The 14,146-nt window shown below is 60.7% G+C and carries 12 protein-coding genes; 4 read left to right on the top strand and 8 right to left on the bottom strand.

Annotation, left to right across the window (positions count from 1 at the left end; all coding sequences use genetic code 11):
* The first annotated feature begins 168 nt into the window (after positions 1-168).
* The gene (locus tag E4M00_RS17130; protein ID WP_135121685.1) at positions 169-1,248 is read left to right on the top strand and encodes a hypothetical protein; all 1,080 of its coding nucleotides are present in this window, start codon (positions 169-171) and stop codon (positions 1,246-1,248) included.
* A gap of 230 nt (positions 1,249-1,478) precedes the next feature.
* On the opposite strand, the gene E4M00_RS17125 is transcribed toward E4M00_RS17130, so the two are convergent.
* Entirely contained in the window at positions 1,479-1,886 is a 408-nt protein-coding gene (locus E4M00_RS17125) for a ParB/RepB/Spo0J family partition protein (RefSeq protein WP_167756950.1), read from the bottom strand.
* Between the two features lie 460 nt (positions 1,887-2,346).
* Here E4M00_RS17125 and E4M00_RS17120 point away from each other — a divergent pair, with 460 nt between their 5' ends.
* The 3 genes from E4M00_RS17120 to E4M00_RS17110 all read left to right on the top strand — a co-directional run bounded on the left by E4M00_RS17120 (position 2,347) and on the right by E4M00_RS17110 (position 4,445).
* A complete protein-coding gene (locus E4M00_RS17120) occupies positions 2,347-3,252 on the top strand; it encodes a hypothetical protein (RefSeq protein WP_135121683.1) in 906 nt (301 codons plus the stop codon).
* Positions 3,246-3,887 (top strand): hypothetical protein, encoded by a 642-nt coding sequence (locus E4M00_RS17115; RefSeq protein ID WP_135121682.1) that lies wholly within the window; start codon positions 3,246-3,248, stop codon positions 3,885-3,887. Before E4M00_RS17120 ends, E4M00_RS17115 begins: the two co-directional genes overlap by 7 nt.
* Positions 3,888-4,022: 135 nt before the next feature.
* Positions 4,023-4,445, top strand: a complete 423-nt coding sequence (locus tag E4M00_RS17110; RefSeq protein WP_135121681.1) for a hypothetical protein — start codon at positions 4,023-4,025, stop codon at positions 4,443-4,445.
* 174 nt (positions 4,446-4,619) lie between these two features.
* Here E4M00_RS17110 and E4M00_RS17105 read toward each other — a convergent pair whose 3' ends face one another.
* From E4M00_RS17105 to E4M00_RS17075, 7 genes are all read right to left on the bottom strand, one after another.
* Positions 4,620-4,892, bottom strand: coding sequence for a hypothetical protein (locus tag E4M00_RS17105; protein WP_135121680.1), 273 nt, complete (start codon positions 4,890-4,892; stop codon positions 4,620-4,622).
* A gap of 723 nt (positions 4,893-5,615) precedes the next feature.
* Positions 5,616-8,276, bottom strand: coding sequence for a P-loop NTPase fold protein (locus E4M00_RS17100; protein WP_135121679.1), 2,661 nt, complete (start codon positions 8,274-8,276; stop codon positions 5,616-5,618).
* A 31-nt stretch (positions 8,277-8,307) separates the two neighbouring features.
* Positions 8,308-9,630 carry a LysM peptidoglycan-binding domain-containing protein gene (locus tag E4M00_RS18205; protein ID WP_275668232.1) on the bottom strand — a complete coding sequence of 441 codons (1,323 nt, stop codon included), beginning with the start codon at positions 9,628-9,630 and terminating at the stop codon, positions 8,308-8,310.
* Positions 9,631-9,676: 46 nt separating this feature from the next.
* The gene (locus E4M00_RS17090) at positions 9,677-11,200 is read right to left on the bottom strand and encodes a hypothetical protein (protein ID WP_135121678.1); all 1,524 of its coding nucleotides are present in this window, start codon (positions 11,198-11,200) and stop codon (positions 9,677-9,679) included.
* Positions 11,201-11,298: 98 nt separating this feature from the next.
* A complete protein-coding gene (locus E4M00_RS17085) occupies positions 11,299-11,646 on the bottom strand; it encodes a hypothetical protein (protein WP_135121677.1) in 348 nt (115 codons plus the stop codon).
* Positions 11,640-12,896 carry a peptidoglycan-binding domain-containing protein gene (locus E4M00_RS17080; protein WP_167756949.1) on the bottom strand — a complete coding sequence of 419 codons (1,257 nt, stop codon included), beginning with the start codon at positions 12,894-12,896 and terminating at the stop codon, positions 11,640-11,642. Before E4M00_RS17080 ends, E4M00_RS17085 begins: the two co-directional genes overlap by 7 nt.
* Before the next feature lie 505 nt (positions 12,897-13,401).
* Positions 13,402-13,878 carry a tyrosine-protein phosphatase gene (locus E4M00_RS17075; protein ID WP_275668230.1) on the bottom strand — a complete coding sequence of 159 codons (477 nt, stop codon included), beginning with the start codon at positions 13,876-13,878 and terminating at the stop codon, positions 13,402-13,404.
* Between the last annotated feature and the right edge of the window lie 268 nt (positions 13,879-14,146).

Below are 14,146 nucleotides of genomic sequence, written 5' to 3'. Positions count from 1 at the left end.
GCACCCCGGCAGGGCCGCCCTGTGTGTCGGAGCCAAAGTGGAGAGTGTCATGTGCTCGGGAGTGCGGGGGCGGCCTTGGTGCAGTTCGTTGACTACTCAGGGTGGCGCGGGCGAGTCCGCAGGCGACTTTCGGAGGCTAGAACGCCAGCCGGCAGTATGTTGGCAGCCATGCTGATGATCAAGCCGCACGATGGTCCCAAACTCACCGCGGAGCAGGCTCAGGAACTCGACGACGAGTTCTTCTCATCTCGCCCGCTGAACTACTTCTCGGCGCGCATCAACTCGCTCCTGCAGAGCCATGACTCTGCCGGCACCCCGGGACCGTCCACCGAAGCCTTTTACGGTGCGTTAGGCCTCGGACGGAGGGATCTACTCCAGTTCGAGGATGATGATCGGAAGCTGCAAGTTGCGGTTGACGCACTGGCGCTTAGGCACCACGTCGCGGAGGCCGTTTTGAGGCTCCTGCACGCGATCTCGACACCATCAGGCCCGAACCGCATTTCAATTTGGGCAACCATCACCGACGGGCCGACCAGCCTGTACGAAGTGGTTGGTCTGGTGAAAGCCCGGCTTGCCGATGACCAGCACCTTTTCCATAAGTCCTTCTTCCGCGTCGGGACACCTTCGAGCGAAACGGTCACCAGCTTGTTCGATTCCGCCTGGGCGTGGATGGCTCGGGCGCTTGATCTGCTCACTGACAACGAACTCACGGTGAACGCTGCACACAACAAGCTCAAACACGGGCTAGCCGTTCGAGCACGCAACGATGTCCGAGTTGAGCTAGTTCAGGGGCTGGTGCTCGATGAGCAGGGAAACGCCCCCGTCAGCGCGTTTCAGAATGGCAAGTCCACCCCGATCTTCGATCGACCAGCGGTCACCTATCTAGCTCGTCCCCACCCTCACCACAAGCAGGGACTTGAGTTGACGTCGCTCCTCATCGACCCACCCGTAGTGCTGGCCGAGGCATGGATGATCGCCGTGGTCTACACGGCCATGTTCCACGTCGCAGCCTCCGCTCACTTCGGGGATCGAGAAGCTGACGTCGCCCCATATCCGACGCTCCACCTTGGGCCAACCCCGGAGACGCTCCTCAACGGACGTTTCCGCGGATACCGAGGAGTACTGACCACACCGCTTCGACCTGAGGTCCAAGCCCGGCAGTCAGGGCTCTTCGTCAATGCCAACGACTTCGTGCCCATCACAATTGACTTCGACACCGTCGTTCAGACGACCATCGTTGACGCCTGAGGCTTCGCGTCTCCCCGACCGCACTGAGGATTGTTGCCGAAGGACGGTCCCGCAGTCCAGCGTGCTGGTCATTCCGGCGGACTCGACGTTGGCGGAGAAGCCCTCCCACACGATCTTGACGGGCCGAGCGGCTGTCGGCGCCGAAGCGAGGACTCGTGGCGGATGGGTTACGCAGCTTGGGTGGCGCACATAGCTGCAAGCCGCGACCACGCCCATGCTGCACTGCCAAACTAAGTTGTGGGCTTCTCTTCCAGACGCACGAACGCCTCGATCGTCTTCCGGCCCAACGCCCTATAGGCGACCGTGCGGTGGGAGCCATCGAGAAGCATGAAGGCACCGGCCCAGTATCGAACCACGATCGGAGGCAGCGGCTTCCGGGCACGAACCTTCGCGATGAGCTCCAGCTGTCTTATCGATCCGGCATCCAACTCCGTCGATGGTCGAAGGCCCCGCGCCCACTCCACGACCACTTCCGGCGGATATGGCTGCCGGTCGAGATCGATGATGTGCGCGAGCGGAATCCGTCGTCGCACGTAGAGCTGCCCTTCGTAGCCGCTCTCGAATCCGTGATTGCCGTCCTCTTCGGGCGGCAGGATCTGCTTGAGTTCGCCATGGCTGTACGTGCGTTGCACACTCACGAGAGCACCCGCAACGGCACCAACAGGGAAACACCACGTCGGCAGTTCGCGCCTACACGAAGGCTCGTAACGGCTTGGCTCCGACTGTACGGCGGCGGCGCTTCGTGGGACATGGCTTCTCACTTCTCAGGACGGATACGGATCAGCATTACACCCATCTGGGCTGCTGGCCGGGCTCATACGGCTGGGGAACCGCGGCACGATCGCCCATCTAACACGACTATCGACACCCATGTTCGCCAACCTCCGGGCGAGACGGCGAGGCCCTACGTTCGACAGGTTGAGCCCTTGCCGTGTGCAGTGTGCGTCAAAACCGTCAAGTAGCCAGTCGCTGGTTCCCACAGCCACGTAGGCCGAGACGGCCGATCAACTGCTGGAAGAAATTGGGCGCCCGAACCACTCTGAGTGCCCCCGGAGGCGCCCAAGGATCCGCCGGATAACTCACCTGCCAATTTTCTGTGTGCTCGTCCAAGAGAACAGCATCCAGCAGCTGATCAGTCGAATCGCCGAGTTGGCGACTTCTTGCTCGGTGCCGCTGCGAGCCGAGGGATCCTGCTTCTACGGTGAGAGGACCGGCAATCACGATCTGGTTTTACGAGAGTCCCATCCCGTGACTCGCTGGATGCCGCTGAAAGACAGGGAGTCGACATCCATGTACCAGATCGACCTCGCAGTGGAGTTCTTCGGCCGCCGGACGGCTCGTATTCTTCGTGTAATCGGACTCTTCCCCGACGGCGTGGACACCGACTTCGTGCGAATAGTCGTTGGCGGGAAGGCCGCACGCACACGCCACACCATTGATCGCCTGATCGCCGCCGGGCTTCTCCGGCAGGATGGGCACGAGCGGGTGTCCCTCAATCGAGACTCCGTGTACTGGCCAGGCGTGGTGCTGCTTCTGGACCTGCGTGTGAACTTGGTGCGGCTGATTAGCGCGCTCGCCGCGGATCTCGCCGGGCCTGGCACGAAGGTCGCCCTTCACGGCTCCCGAGACATCGAATCAGCCCTCTACGAAGCCGACAAAGAAGTGCTCTTCATCCGACCCATCGGCCATAAGGACCATCGGATCTCGCTCTGGGACGAGGCGCTCAGCGTGATACCGACCAGCGGACCCGGCGTCTCCTTGGACCTGGAGGCACCAAACCAGCTCCGAACGATTCTGGACAGCGGCTCCCCGAAGCTACTGCGTTCATGGTTGCGCGGCGACGACATCCACCCCGACCTGACAGTCGGCACGAATTTCCTCGCTGCCGAGCGGGAAATCCCGATCAGTCAATTGCGCCGCAGCGTACCGCCTACTTATAGGCCTCCGGGTGACGGACCAACCGACACACGCCACCTGACTAGACCGAAAGGCCCGCCATGCTGATCGACACCCCCGGCGCCGAACTACTCGGCTACCCAACAGCAGCGGTTTTGCGAGTGCTGACCCGGTCCGGCAAGAGCCTCAGTCGGAAGCAGTTGGCAACCAGGACGAAGCTGAAGAACGCCGATCTCCGGGCGACTGTCGAGCGACTCTCGGCCCTTGGGCTGGTTCTGATCGATGCGGACGGCGAGGAGGCGCTCTATACGATCGACCGACATCACGTCGCGTGGAACTCGCTCTCAACCCTGCTGACTGCCGACGAGAAGATCTACCAATCGATTCGCAATCTCGTTGAACTTCAGGGAGAAGACGAAGTCTCGGTTGCCGTGGCCGGGCCGGCAGCCATTCCCGAGGCGAACGATCACAGCATCCATGTCCTCGTGGTTTCTCCATACGAGCTCTCGTTCGACGTCCCGCGCGAACTCGGCAATGCACTAATCCGGACCCTCGGCGGGGCCACCGGGTCGGTGATCCAGGTGAGCATCTGCCGTGATCGAGAGTCACTTGATCGGGTACTGCGTGGCACTCGGATCGATCGGTCGCGATGGTTGAACTCCCGAACCGTTCATGGTCCCGACGTGGCCACGCTCATCCGCACCGACCAGCGGAAGCACACGGGATCAAATCGTGGGTCGTGAGCTGACGATTTTGTCACCTCCACCTGGTTCGGACCGGGCCGGGCCTCGCTCGAAGATGCTCGCATTCCCCTCGTCCATGCTCGTGGCGGCGGAGTACCCGGCCCTGACCGGCTCCAGGGAACCAGGAGAACCCCGATGAACCGACGAGCGCAACTTGCCGTCGTCCACCAAGTCTTCGACAACGAACTCCACTTCTGGTGGGAATGGGCCGACGACGATGGCGGGACCCTCGTGCGCTGGTCAGCAGAGGACAAAGCCATCAATTCGCATCTCGTCGAAGCAGCCGATGACTTGCCGGTGCTGTGGAGATGGCTCGACGAAGTAGCCATGACCTTCCAGACCCAGACCGCTACCCAGATGGGGCTCGAAGCGCACCCAGCCGACCAAGACGTCTCAGCGCCGTCTGCAAGACCCACCGCCAGCCGGCTGAACAGCGAAGTCCAAGAGTTGCCGGACAACGAACAGCTGCCCTACATCGACGAAGAGATTCGGGACCGAGTGGTATGCGGTACAGATCTGTGGCATCCCGGGGATGCCGGTATGCAGCTCGGCTACTGACGCGGCCTTGCTCTCGAGGCCGGGGTCGTAGATGCGAACATCACGTGGGACTGTTTCGGGGACCATCCCGGCACGATCAGTTGGAAGGAATTCGACGTCCGCGTCTACACATGGTGGTCCAGAGAGCGGGTCCTTGACACTATCCGATGGGCAGACAGAGCGGACGATTAGGAGTCATCCGCTCGCATTTCCTCGAGCCTTGAAGTCCGGATACCCCTGAAACGGCGCCGGCCCGTGGCTTCGGATGAAGGCATAGTGCACTCGTTCGCACGCACCCCGCAGCGTGGTCCCGTAGCCGAGGAGTTCGCCCCGGAACCCAGCACGGAACCGTACCGCCCCGTCCACGCGGACGACGGCGACGCGACCATACGCGTGATCTTGCGCATCGATCAGCACCCAGATGCCCGGTTCGGGTTCCGTAGCGGCGAGGATCGGGTGCCACTTCATGGTTCGAATGATGTTCGAACCCTCCGACACCAGCACGACTCAAACCGGCCGAGCGAGGCAAACCTGCTCGATGGCAGTGCCCGCAAGCCGATCCGTTGTACGCATCGAGATTGGTGCTGCCGTTGCCTGCGGCCTTGACGACCACGATCCCGGTATCGGTCGCCGCGACGATCGCATCGAACACTGCTGGCTCAACCTCGACTGGCAGGAGATCGGAAGTTCCGACTGCGACCTGGGCTTCCAGAAGCAGCACGTCACCGGCCGACATCGAATCGACGGCCGAGTGAGAGCCGTCGGTTATCTACCCCCAAGGGCGAAAGTGTCCTAGAAATAGCGGATCGCGACCGCCTAACCTGTCAGTGAATGTCAGACATCTGAGTCACCGCGGCTCTAATCCTCGCTAAACGACGTCCCGTTACTGCACGGCCAGTGGGGCGGAGCATCCGGAGAGGATGGGTGCGAGGGCCGCGATGAGATGTGCATTGCGGGCGCTGGCGGCGACCACAACGTCACGGTCCCGGGCGTCCGGCCACTCCGCGGGGTCGTCAACATGGGTTCTCGTCTGCGAGCGGCTGTGGAAACGATCGAGGTGGTATTCGAACTGAACACATTCCACAGTGTGGCGTCAGATCCTGTGACCTGAACGACGATCGCTACACCGCGGCCGGGGTCTGCTGCGGCTTTGCCCGCATCGGCGCGCACGAAGAATGATCGGCGGTGCGGTCAGATGAGCGGTCTGAGGAACCCGAGGCGTTGAACCATTTCCGCGCGCTCTCCAATCTCAACCGCAGCGACATCCGACCACACGGAATGTCCTGGTACGGCGAGCCAATCGTTGAGACGGACGCGTTCGTCTGCTGGAATCTCCGGGTCCGACAAAATATCCCCCAGAGCTCGAGTCACATTTTCTGGCCGGAAGACGTGGCGGGCGACGTTGGGGAGCCCGTCATTGATCGCGGCAAATAGAGCAAGTGCTTGGCGAGGCGCATGTGCTCCGACCTCGCCGAGCGGTGGCCTGACCGACAGCAGGAACTGGAGCGTGTTGACGAAGCGCTTCACGCGGCGCGGTGTGTCACCCAGAAGCGGCCCGAGATGCGCCGCAAACTCGACCTCCTCGGGAGAGAGGGTAAGTGAGCTGGTCTCAACTCTCAACCCTGACCCACTTTGACCGATCATACGGTCAATGGCCGAGGTGCGAACGTCGTCGAGTCTCAGCACGCCACCGCCCGGCGCCGTGCCCTCACCCGCGGAACGGATTGCGGGAGAAAGCAATCCGGACACAATGGCGCCGCGCTCTTCTCCCGACAAGGGCTGGACCCAAAACGGAAGCTGGAAGATCTTTTCGATATAGTCCCTTGCCGTCGGGGTGTCTGCTTTCCCTTGGCTAAGGGTCCGCAGGGCGTGCAACTCTTCGATGAGAGCCGAGCTGAGCCATCTCGAATCGACCGCGACGAAGACAACGAAGAGAGGGAAGGCGAGGAGTAGATGTACGGCCTCAAGCACTTGAACGACCTTCGCGGGTGGGCAACGGTCCAAGTCATCGATGTAGAGCACGATTCTGTTGGGCACTGAGGCGTCGTAGCCCATCGCGGAGTCAATCGCGGCAGTGTTGTTGGAGACGATCTCTCGCTCCAATTGTCGTAGGTCCTCGCGGACTGCGCCGAGGAGTCCCAGCTTGCTGCGGTAGTCGGTGCTTCGTTCACCGGCGAACTCGACGAACACTTTCCCCGGGGTGATCGCGTTAAGCTGACTCGCGAGATCCATGGCACGGCCTTGCTCGGCGGAAACGTTAGCCTTCTGTTTCTCGAGATCGGCTTTGGCAATTGCCAATCGAGCCTGCGCGTCGGCCAACGCCTCCTCGGCATCATCTACCGGTTTCTGGCGCATAGTCTCTATCTTCGATTGCGCATCTTCGATGTGCCGCCGCTGCTTGCTGATCCATTTGGTCGCGCTGCGCAGCCACCCTGCCAATGCCGGGATGCTCACTGCCACTGTTGCGAGAAGGGCATTCACCTCAGGGATTTCGGTGAAGGTTTGGAGAGCCCATGTCCCGAGGGGCACGATGAGTAGGACTGCCGAGATGAGGGCCACGTGCGTCCATCGACGCCAGTACGGACTGAAAAGTGCCGGACCTGAGCGAAGTTCGTCCCAGGCGTCGGCGAGAGCATCGGCAAGGTCTTCGAGCTCCGGATCCAGCCCTTCAATTCGACTCTCCTCCCATTGCTCAGCAAGCGCCTCTTTGACAACCCGCACAGCTTCATCTGGGCTCGCAGCGTTCTGCTTCGCTTCTGTCTCGCGCTCCTCAAGCTCGTTCTTCGCCTTCTGAGCCTTGCCTTCGAGAGTGTGCACCAGCCCAGAAAGGGTATCCTCCTGCAATCTAGCGACGACGAGGATCGCTTCTTGTCGCTCAAGCTCGACCCTGATCGGTGCTTTCCGTTCGCTCACCAGGCTCGCTTCGACTACCCGGGTGTCGAGGGTGCGAAAGACCTTTTCCAGCAGTGCTGCCCAGAGGTCCCCCTGCACGTATTCCCACGCGTTGAACGAGATGTGCTCGATGTTCTTCCATACCGCGGATTCGTTTTGTGGCTGGTCTCGGCTGAGCTCCACCAGACGATCTATCCGCCGCTGCACATCTCGCATGAGGAAGCTCTTGCCGCTGCCCCAATCGCCGAAAAGTCCGATAGCCAGGGGCGGAACTAGGTCTCGGGCGGCCACAAGGTATGCGAGGGCGTTGGACTCAGGCGAGATTCCGACGAGGTCCTGCTGTTCAACAACGGGGCCAGCTACGTCATCGGTCGCGAAGCCTGCGATACCGACGGGCGAGCGCGGGTTGTGTTCCCGTAACCATGTTCGGAGCGACTCGCCGGCTACTTCCTTCTGCTGAGGCGCACCGCTAAGCCAGTCGTTGTAGGAGACGGAGATCGCACGTTGGTCTTCGCCGATGGTTTCGAACGCGTGATCGAGGGCTACCGCCAGCTGCGTTGGAGCGGAAAGCATCCCTCCCAACAGGTGCAGCAACTGGATAGGGCCCCGAGGGGAAAGCATCCCCGCCATCTCGAAAATCTCGTTTATCTCGATCTCGTCCGATGGCGCTGCCCCGACGGAAACGTAAGGGAGCACAGCAGCGAGGGTCGACGGACTGAGGCGCGCGTAGTCTTCGCCTACTACGTCGCGAGCTGTGAGCCCGAAATGATCGAGTATCACCTGAACCTCACCGTTCGCATCAGCATGGGCCAGCAGCGCGCCAACGAACAGGTCCCTTGCGTTGGTCTCGGGTGAGCCTCCGGCTGGTCCAGCATTCGCCCTGACCCGAGCGACCGCGTTCGCCCAATCGATGGCTCCCTGCACGGATGTCGAGTACGGAGCGCTGGAATTGGCAGCCACGTCAGCCTCCTACCGGGTGCGGCAATAGTTCTTACGGAATGGTGAGTTCTTGTCCTGGGTAGATCTGCTTTGGGTCGGCTATGCCATTTACTTCTCGTATCTCCTTCCATCTCGACGCATCGCCGTAAAACCTTCGGGCGATCCCGCTGAGCGTGTCGCCTGCCACGACTGTGTAGGTGCGACCGGTTGGTTGCGCGGCCAGCACTGGCCCGTCATTGGGAGGGTTCGGCGGTAGCGCCCGGACTCGCTGAAGCATCCAGCCGAGGATTTGCAGCCCGGGCTGGGTTAACTCGTTCCGCCCAACGCTGGAACTCACGTCAAACGGACCCCACGACATCGCCGTTTCCAATCTCGTTTTGTCGACGTCGGACCAGTCGGCGGCGATCTGAAGATTCCGGATGGCAACGAAGGCGATCGGGATCAGGGCAAGGCCGCTTGATGCCTCGAGCTCGTTCAGTGCGCCCATTTCACGCCCAGGAACTCTCCATGGCGACGAATACAAAAAGGACGTCTTCAGCCAGGCGCGGCGCAGAGTAACAACGCAGAAATCGAATGACACGGACACGCTCTCGGTCTGTGTGGGTTCGTGAAGGGCGACGTCGTCAAGGAGTCTCTCTAGTTTGAGTCGCTCGGGGAATCGAAACGCTGACAAACGTTTGGCAAGCTCAGGTCCTACGGTCACCGAACTGTCCGCGTCATTCGTCAGTCGCGGCCGCAGCTTCCGGGTGCTCCAGAGAGCTAATGTCGGGGGGTTTTCACCGAGCGCGTGATCCACTTTGGCGGCGGACGGCACGATCCTCCAGTTGACAGGATCAGCCGCATTGTCTGCAGACGACTCTCTCGCTACGTACGCGTGGTGAGTCCAAGCATCGGCGATGGATGTGTCGTACCAGTTGGCCGGGGTCGAGTCGGTTGCGTGGAACGGCACGGGACTGCCGAGAACTGATGTGAGTTCGGACAGTGCCCAGACTCGTTTTGCGTCCGCCAGAATGGCAGTGAAGTCCTCGATGAGCGAGGCTCTCGTGTCAGGGTCGGTGCCACCCGGAAGGAACGGCTGAGCAGACGTCAGCAGATCCGAGTAGAAGTCGTCTATAGAATCGCTGAGCAACTGAACATGGACTCCGTCACCAACGTCGGTGGGTACCCGATTGACGAGGTCGGAAACCTTCTCCCGCGCGATGGCCGCGCTGACTGCACTGGTTTTGTCACTCGGGTCGACGCGAAAGTCATCCTCAGAAAGCGCGGTTCCAAACCTGTCGAAACGAAAGATGATGGGACTATCGTCTCGCGTGCCGAAGCGCGCCAGGAAAAAATCGTTCAGCGGACGATAGACCGAACCTATTGGGAGAGACATCAATGAATCCTGCCGTCCGTGGTCGATACCGTGATCGAGGCCACCCTTAGCCGATGGGGGTAGGGGGCTCGGCGGGGTTCGGCGTCGTCATATAGGTACTGCTCTTCTCCTTAGGTGACGCGGGCGTGATCTGGGATACATACCCGATGAGTTGGATCCCCTCGACGGTAAGCCCTTCGCTTTCATTGTCAGTCGTTGCATCCAGCGAGTGCTTCTTACTCCCGTAGCTGCCCGAAACCGCGAATGGTCCCCAGCCGACCGATGCTCCGGCCTCCAAACTCGAAGTCTTTGCATTCCAGTCGCTCTTCCAATTCGCCCATTTGATGTGAATGTCCTTCACCAGGATCAGGCTGGTGATCACAGAGGGAAGGAAGAGTGGTTCGCTACCATCCGTCGGCTTCTCCTGCGCCATGGTGCCGCTGGAAATGGCGTTCTTGTCGTAGTCGCCGTACAGGAACCAGTTCTTCAGGTTCAACAGCTCCATGCTGAGCCACGGTCGCTGGATGTCAGCGATCATGTACTCGAAGGAGACTTCCAAGTTGTCAGTTTGACCTTGCATCGATGCTCGCTCGTTCTTGCTGGCTAGCGAGCCACCGACGCTCCAAAATCCGAGGTTGAGTCCGGCGTTGGCGTTTATCGAGGTGCTGGATTCCGTGTAGTGAGTCTCGGAGTGGAAGTCTGCGCTCGTGTACTTATTCCAGCCGCGATCGTCGCTGCCCCGCGACCAGCTGCTAGGGGAGACAGTTGTCAGCGGAAGTAGGCCGACCCCGGGGAAGTCAAGCAAGTTGTCGCTGAGCTTCTTCTCGGCCCGGCTGATGAGCGCCATCGCTGGATCGACCCCCTGAGCCGCAAGCGTATTCAGCGCCGCCTCCACTCTCTCCTTGGAGCCCAAACTGTTCCACCGGTCCCACGCTTTGTCCACTTGCTTTCGTGCGTATCTACCTTGGAGCGGGAAGCTCGCCAGGGTTTCAGGATCGGTGGCGGCTTCTGCGTATGCCGTTGCGTACTCGTGCAAGGCTTCTTCGTACGCGTCGGAATACTCCAAGTACTTCTCATATCGAGGTGTAGGTTCGCCTCCTTCGTCCACCAGGTCGGCTTGTGCGTCGTCATAGGCCTGCTTCAGCTCAGGCGAAAGTTCTAGCTTCTTGGGAATACCGTTTGCGCCGGTTACGATTGCCCACCAGGTATCGCTCACTTTGGTTGTCCCGGGCATGACTGAGTAGCGTGGGCTCATCGTGAGTTTCGCATCGGTGAGCATGAAGGTGTTCACGTATGCGCGCTGTGATGCCGAGATCTTCGCGAGCAGGGTGTCGTCATACACCTTCTCTGGGTCCAGCCCGGCCTTCTCGCTTGCCGTTTTTGGGGCGTCCTTGGGATCCGTGTTCGGAGGAGGGAGTTCCACTTCGGCGTGCCCTAACGGGTTGTACGGGTGATCGAAATCCTCTTCACGAATGGGTAAGCCGATGTCGCGGAATGCAACGAAATAACCTTCCTGCTGTTGCATGGTTTTCTCGTCGAGTCCGGTAGCTTTTAGTTCCAGATCCTTGAGGATCTTGAAGACATCAGGCATGGTGCGCCTTTCTTTCCGTTGGTGCGGTGATGGCGGTAGCAGCTCGTGCGGAATGCCTCCTGCCGTATGACGAGCTCGGCTTGCTGGTTTATGGCTGATCAGTCGGCGTCAAGCTCGCCGCTGTACGAATCGTTTGGTCGCGGGTGCTGCGCAGGTCGGTGCGTCTTTCGGGTCGATTCCACGTTTTTCCTGTGGCCGAGCGAGAGCAAACGGTCGTAGGCATCGTTTACTCTGAGCCGGTAAGTAGCGCCGGTGGTCGGCCAGTTCTCCAGTGCGTGAGGGTCCTTCCGGGCCTCACTGAGAGCATCGTCGTATGCCTGCTTCGCGTCCTGATAATCGCGCTGGAACTGCCGATACACGCGTTCGCTCTCTGCTGAGAGATTCGCAGTGTCTCCCAATGCTGGTTGATCATCGGCGGATTTGTAGCCATCCACCACGGTCACCACCAGCCATCTTTGCCTCGGTGGAATATTCGTTTGCGAGCACTCCAGAGACCTGTCGCGGCTTGAAAGCCGCTCAAGCTGTTCGTGGCAAGGCTGAGGACTTCGGAACCGAACTGGCTGGCCCAAGGTACTAGGGCGTCCGCGCTCTGTAAATGCCACCATTCCGCGCTGAGGTAATCGCCCGGAAATGTCGATCGAGGTCCAATTCCCTGTAGTCCTCGACGCTCGGCGGCAGCAGTGACGTCTATAAATCGCCCCTCGACGGTCCGAGTCGACGTTCTGCCTTCAGCCCACTCGACCGCGTCCAACGTTGAGTCCTGGCCGAACTCCGAGCGGGCCCAAACTCGCCAGCGGCCGGATTCATCGGTGATGACATACAGTTGGTTGTTGGCGTTGGCGCTCTGATCACTAACCATCCCGGACGTCGTCGCCAGGTCGATTGCCGCTCCGCTGTAGTGGATGGACGTGCCCGAGCGTCCTGTCCGAATTGCGGCATCCAGCGCTCGTGACGCGCCAGCCGACGTCATCAAGACTTCAACCGCGTTCAGATCGGCGCGCAGGCCCTCCACCGCGCCCACGACGTCTGAACGGACGCGGACGGATTCGTACCCGTGCTCATCAGGGATGTGCTGCTGCGCTCCGGGCGGCACCCACGCATCCATCGCGACACGTTCTAAGGCCAGCTGGCGGGAGGCTGCCCAGTCTTGATTCAAGGCCCAGAGAGTGTCCTCACCAGGCACCCCATCCACTTGCAGTCCTACAGCCTTTTGGAACTCGGATACGGCGCCACGGAAACTGGCGGCGTTCAATTCATCGGCCGATCTCGTGATCTGGTGAAAAGAGAGCAGCTCACCCAGACGATTGAAATACCGATCCATTTCGACGGCAAAGTCCTCCGCCGAAATACGGAGATAGCGACATAAGGCGTCGACATCCGCGTCGACAGAAGGCTCTGAAAGTGGACTAGCGCCGGCCTCACCTGATCCCAGCAGAACAAACGGAGTCTCTGCGCTTGACGCGTCCTGAACCGAAACAGTCCAGTCGACGAAATCCGCGTCATCTTCAGAGGTGTACAGCCGGTAGTAGATCCGCTCGGCTTGGCCGAGCCGGTCCCAAACCTCTTGAGGCATTGTCCATGACGCAGTTGCCGCGAATGAACCCTCAGTCTGGCCACCAAAGAAGTAGTTCTGCGATGACCGCTGATCTTGGTTTGCCGAGTCCAGCAGGTCGAGATCTGTGGAAACTTCGATCATCCAGAACGGATGATCGTTCGCAAAGATGTCGAATGTAGGCGGTTCGCTAGTTCGCGGCCATATCTCGGGACCCATGACTGTCCCGGGCTCACCAGGCATGGGAGCACCTTCCAGCATCGTTGCTGTGGCAAAGGCGTGTGCACTGGCCGCCGAGGTGGCCAGTGTGGCAAGCGAACGACCGAGCCGTCCGGCGCCAACAGATCTACTCTCGAGGCGGACCAGTCCGACAAGTCCGACAGGGGCACATCTTTGGACTACTCGCGAGTCAGGCTACACCCGCCTCAATGGCTGCCGCAACGCCTTCCGTGGGACGTCGAGAGATAGGCGACGATCGTGCCTGCGTGAGCAACCGTGGCCGTAGGAAAATAGGTCGGAGCCGACCAGCCTGAAACTCTTGACGTATCTACAGACCGCACCCACGCGAGCAAGACTCGCCCGGTCAACCCCCGACCGCGGTTGGGCCTGTAGTTCGAAATCAGCGACACGAGTCGCGGTGCGCGATAGTTCAATCGCCTGGGTTCGCCGCTCCGCGCCATGAGGTGACGGCCGTGCGCGTTTCGTCGTCAATGGCGGCCATGCGGAACCAGTCTTCGAGGTCGAGTTCCTCATACATGCTGCGGAACGCAGATTCTGGTGTGTGACTGAATCGAGCGAGAACCTGCAGGCGCTCCTCGACATCGAAAGATCGACCGTGAAGCGCGGCCATGGTTTCAGCATTCGTCAAGGATTCCAGGTAATCCTCGACGGCGGCATCGTCGGTGACATCCAGTGCGCGCAAGAGAACTGCGGCGAGAAGACCAGTTCGATCCCAACCGGCCCCGCAGTGGAAGAGGATTGCTCCTCCGTCCGCCGCGGCGATGGCCCGCAGCACCGCGGCGAGCCGGTGTGGAAAGTCGTGAACGTGTGCGAGGTAGCTTGGAGCCCGTAGTGGGGTGTCGTGCCGAGACCGCAACCGCAACAGGATGGGCGCTATGGGTGTCACTATGTCGACGCGGCTATCGATTGCTTGGGACTACGAGGTTGCGGGTGGCGCACTTGTTGCCGGCACGATAGTCGCTTGGTTGCCTGGTGCTCCGGACCGAGACGAGGGGGCGGGCTGCCTCTCATCGAGTTGGACGAGCCTGTCACAGCAGAAGGACTTGTGATCGGAACGAACGAAGCGCTCGTGGCGACTGGTCGGTATTTGAGTCTTCGGACCCGATATGTCGGACAGGACTGGTCATCGAGGGAGGGCGTGGCGAACGTGACCC

It is taken from the genome of Orlajensenia leifsoniae (assembly GCF_004570845.1).
In the GTDB taxonomy this organism is placed as follows: domain Bacteria; phylum Actinomycetota; class Actinomycetes; order Actinomycetales; family Microbacteriaceae; genus Orlajensenia; species Orlajensenia leifsoniae.
The sequence above is the reverse complement of the archived record's forward strand: the minus strand, read 5'-3'. Positions and strand labels throughout refer to the sequence as shown.

Excerpts from the sequence above, each read along its gene's own strand:
- E4M00_RS17115 (WP_135121682.1), top strand. The coding sequence starts at position 3,246 with ATGCTGATCGACACCCCCGGCGCCGAACTACTCGGCTACCCAACAGCA.
- E4M00_RS17110 (WP_135121681.1), top strand. The coding sequence starts at position 4,023 with ATGAACCGACGAGCGCAACTTGCCGTCGTCCACCAAGTCTTCGACAAC.
- E4M00_RS17130 (WP_135121685.1), top strand. The coding sequence starts at position 169 with ATGCTGATGATCAAGCCGCACGATGGTCCCAAACTCACCGCGGAGCAG.
- E4M00_RS17080 (WP_167756949.1), bottom strand. The coding sequence starts at position 12,896 with ATGATCGAAGTTTCCACAGATCTCGACCTGCTGGACTCGGCAAACCAA.
- E4M00_RS17090 (WP_135121678.1), bottom strand. The coding sequence starts at position 11,200 with ATGCCTGATGTCTTCAAGATCCTCAAGGATCTGGAACTAAAAGCTACC.
- E4M00_RS17105 (WP_135121680.1), bottom strand. The coding sequence starts at position 4,892 with ATGAAGTGGCACCCGATCCTCGCCGCTACGGAACCCGAACCGGGCATC.
- E4M00_RS18205 (WP_275668232.1), bottom strand. The coding sequence starts at position 9,630 with ATGTCTCTCCCAATAGGTTCGGTCTATCGTCCGCTGAACGATTTTTTC.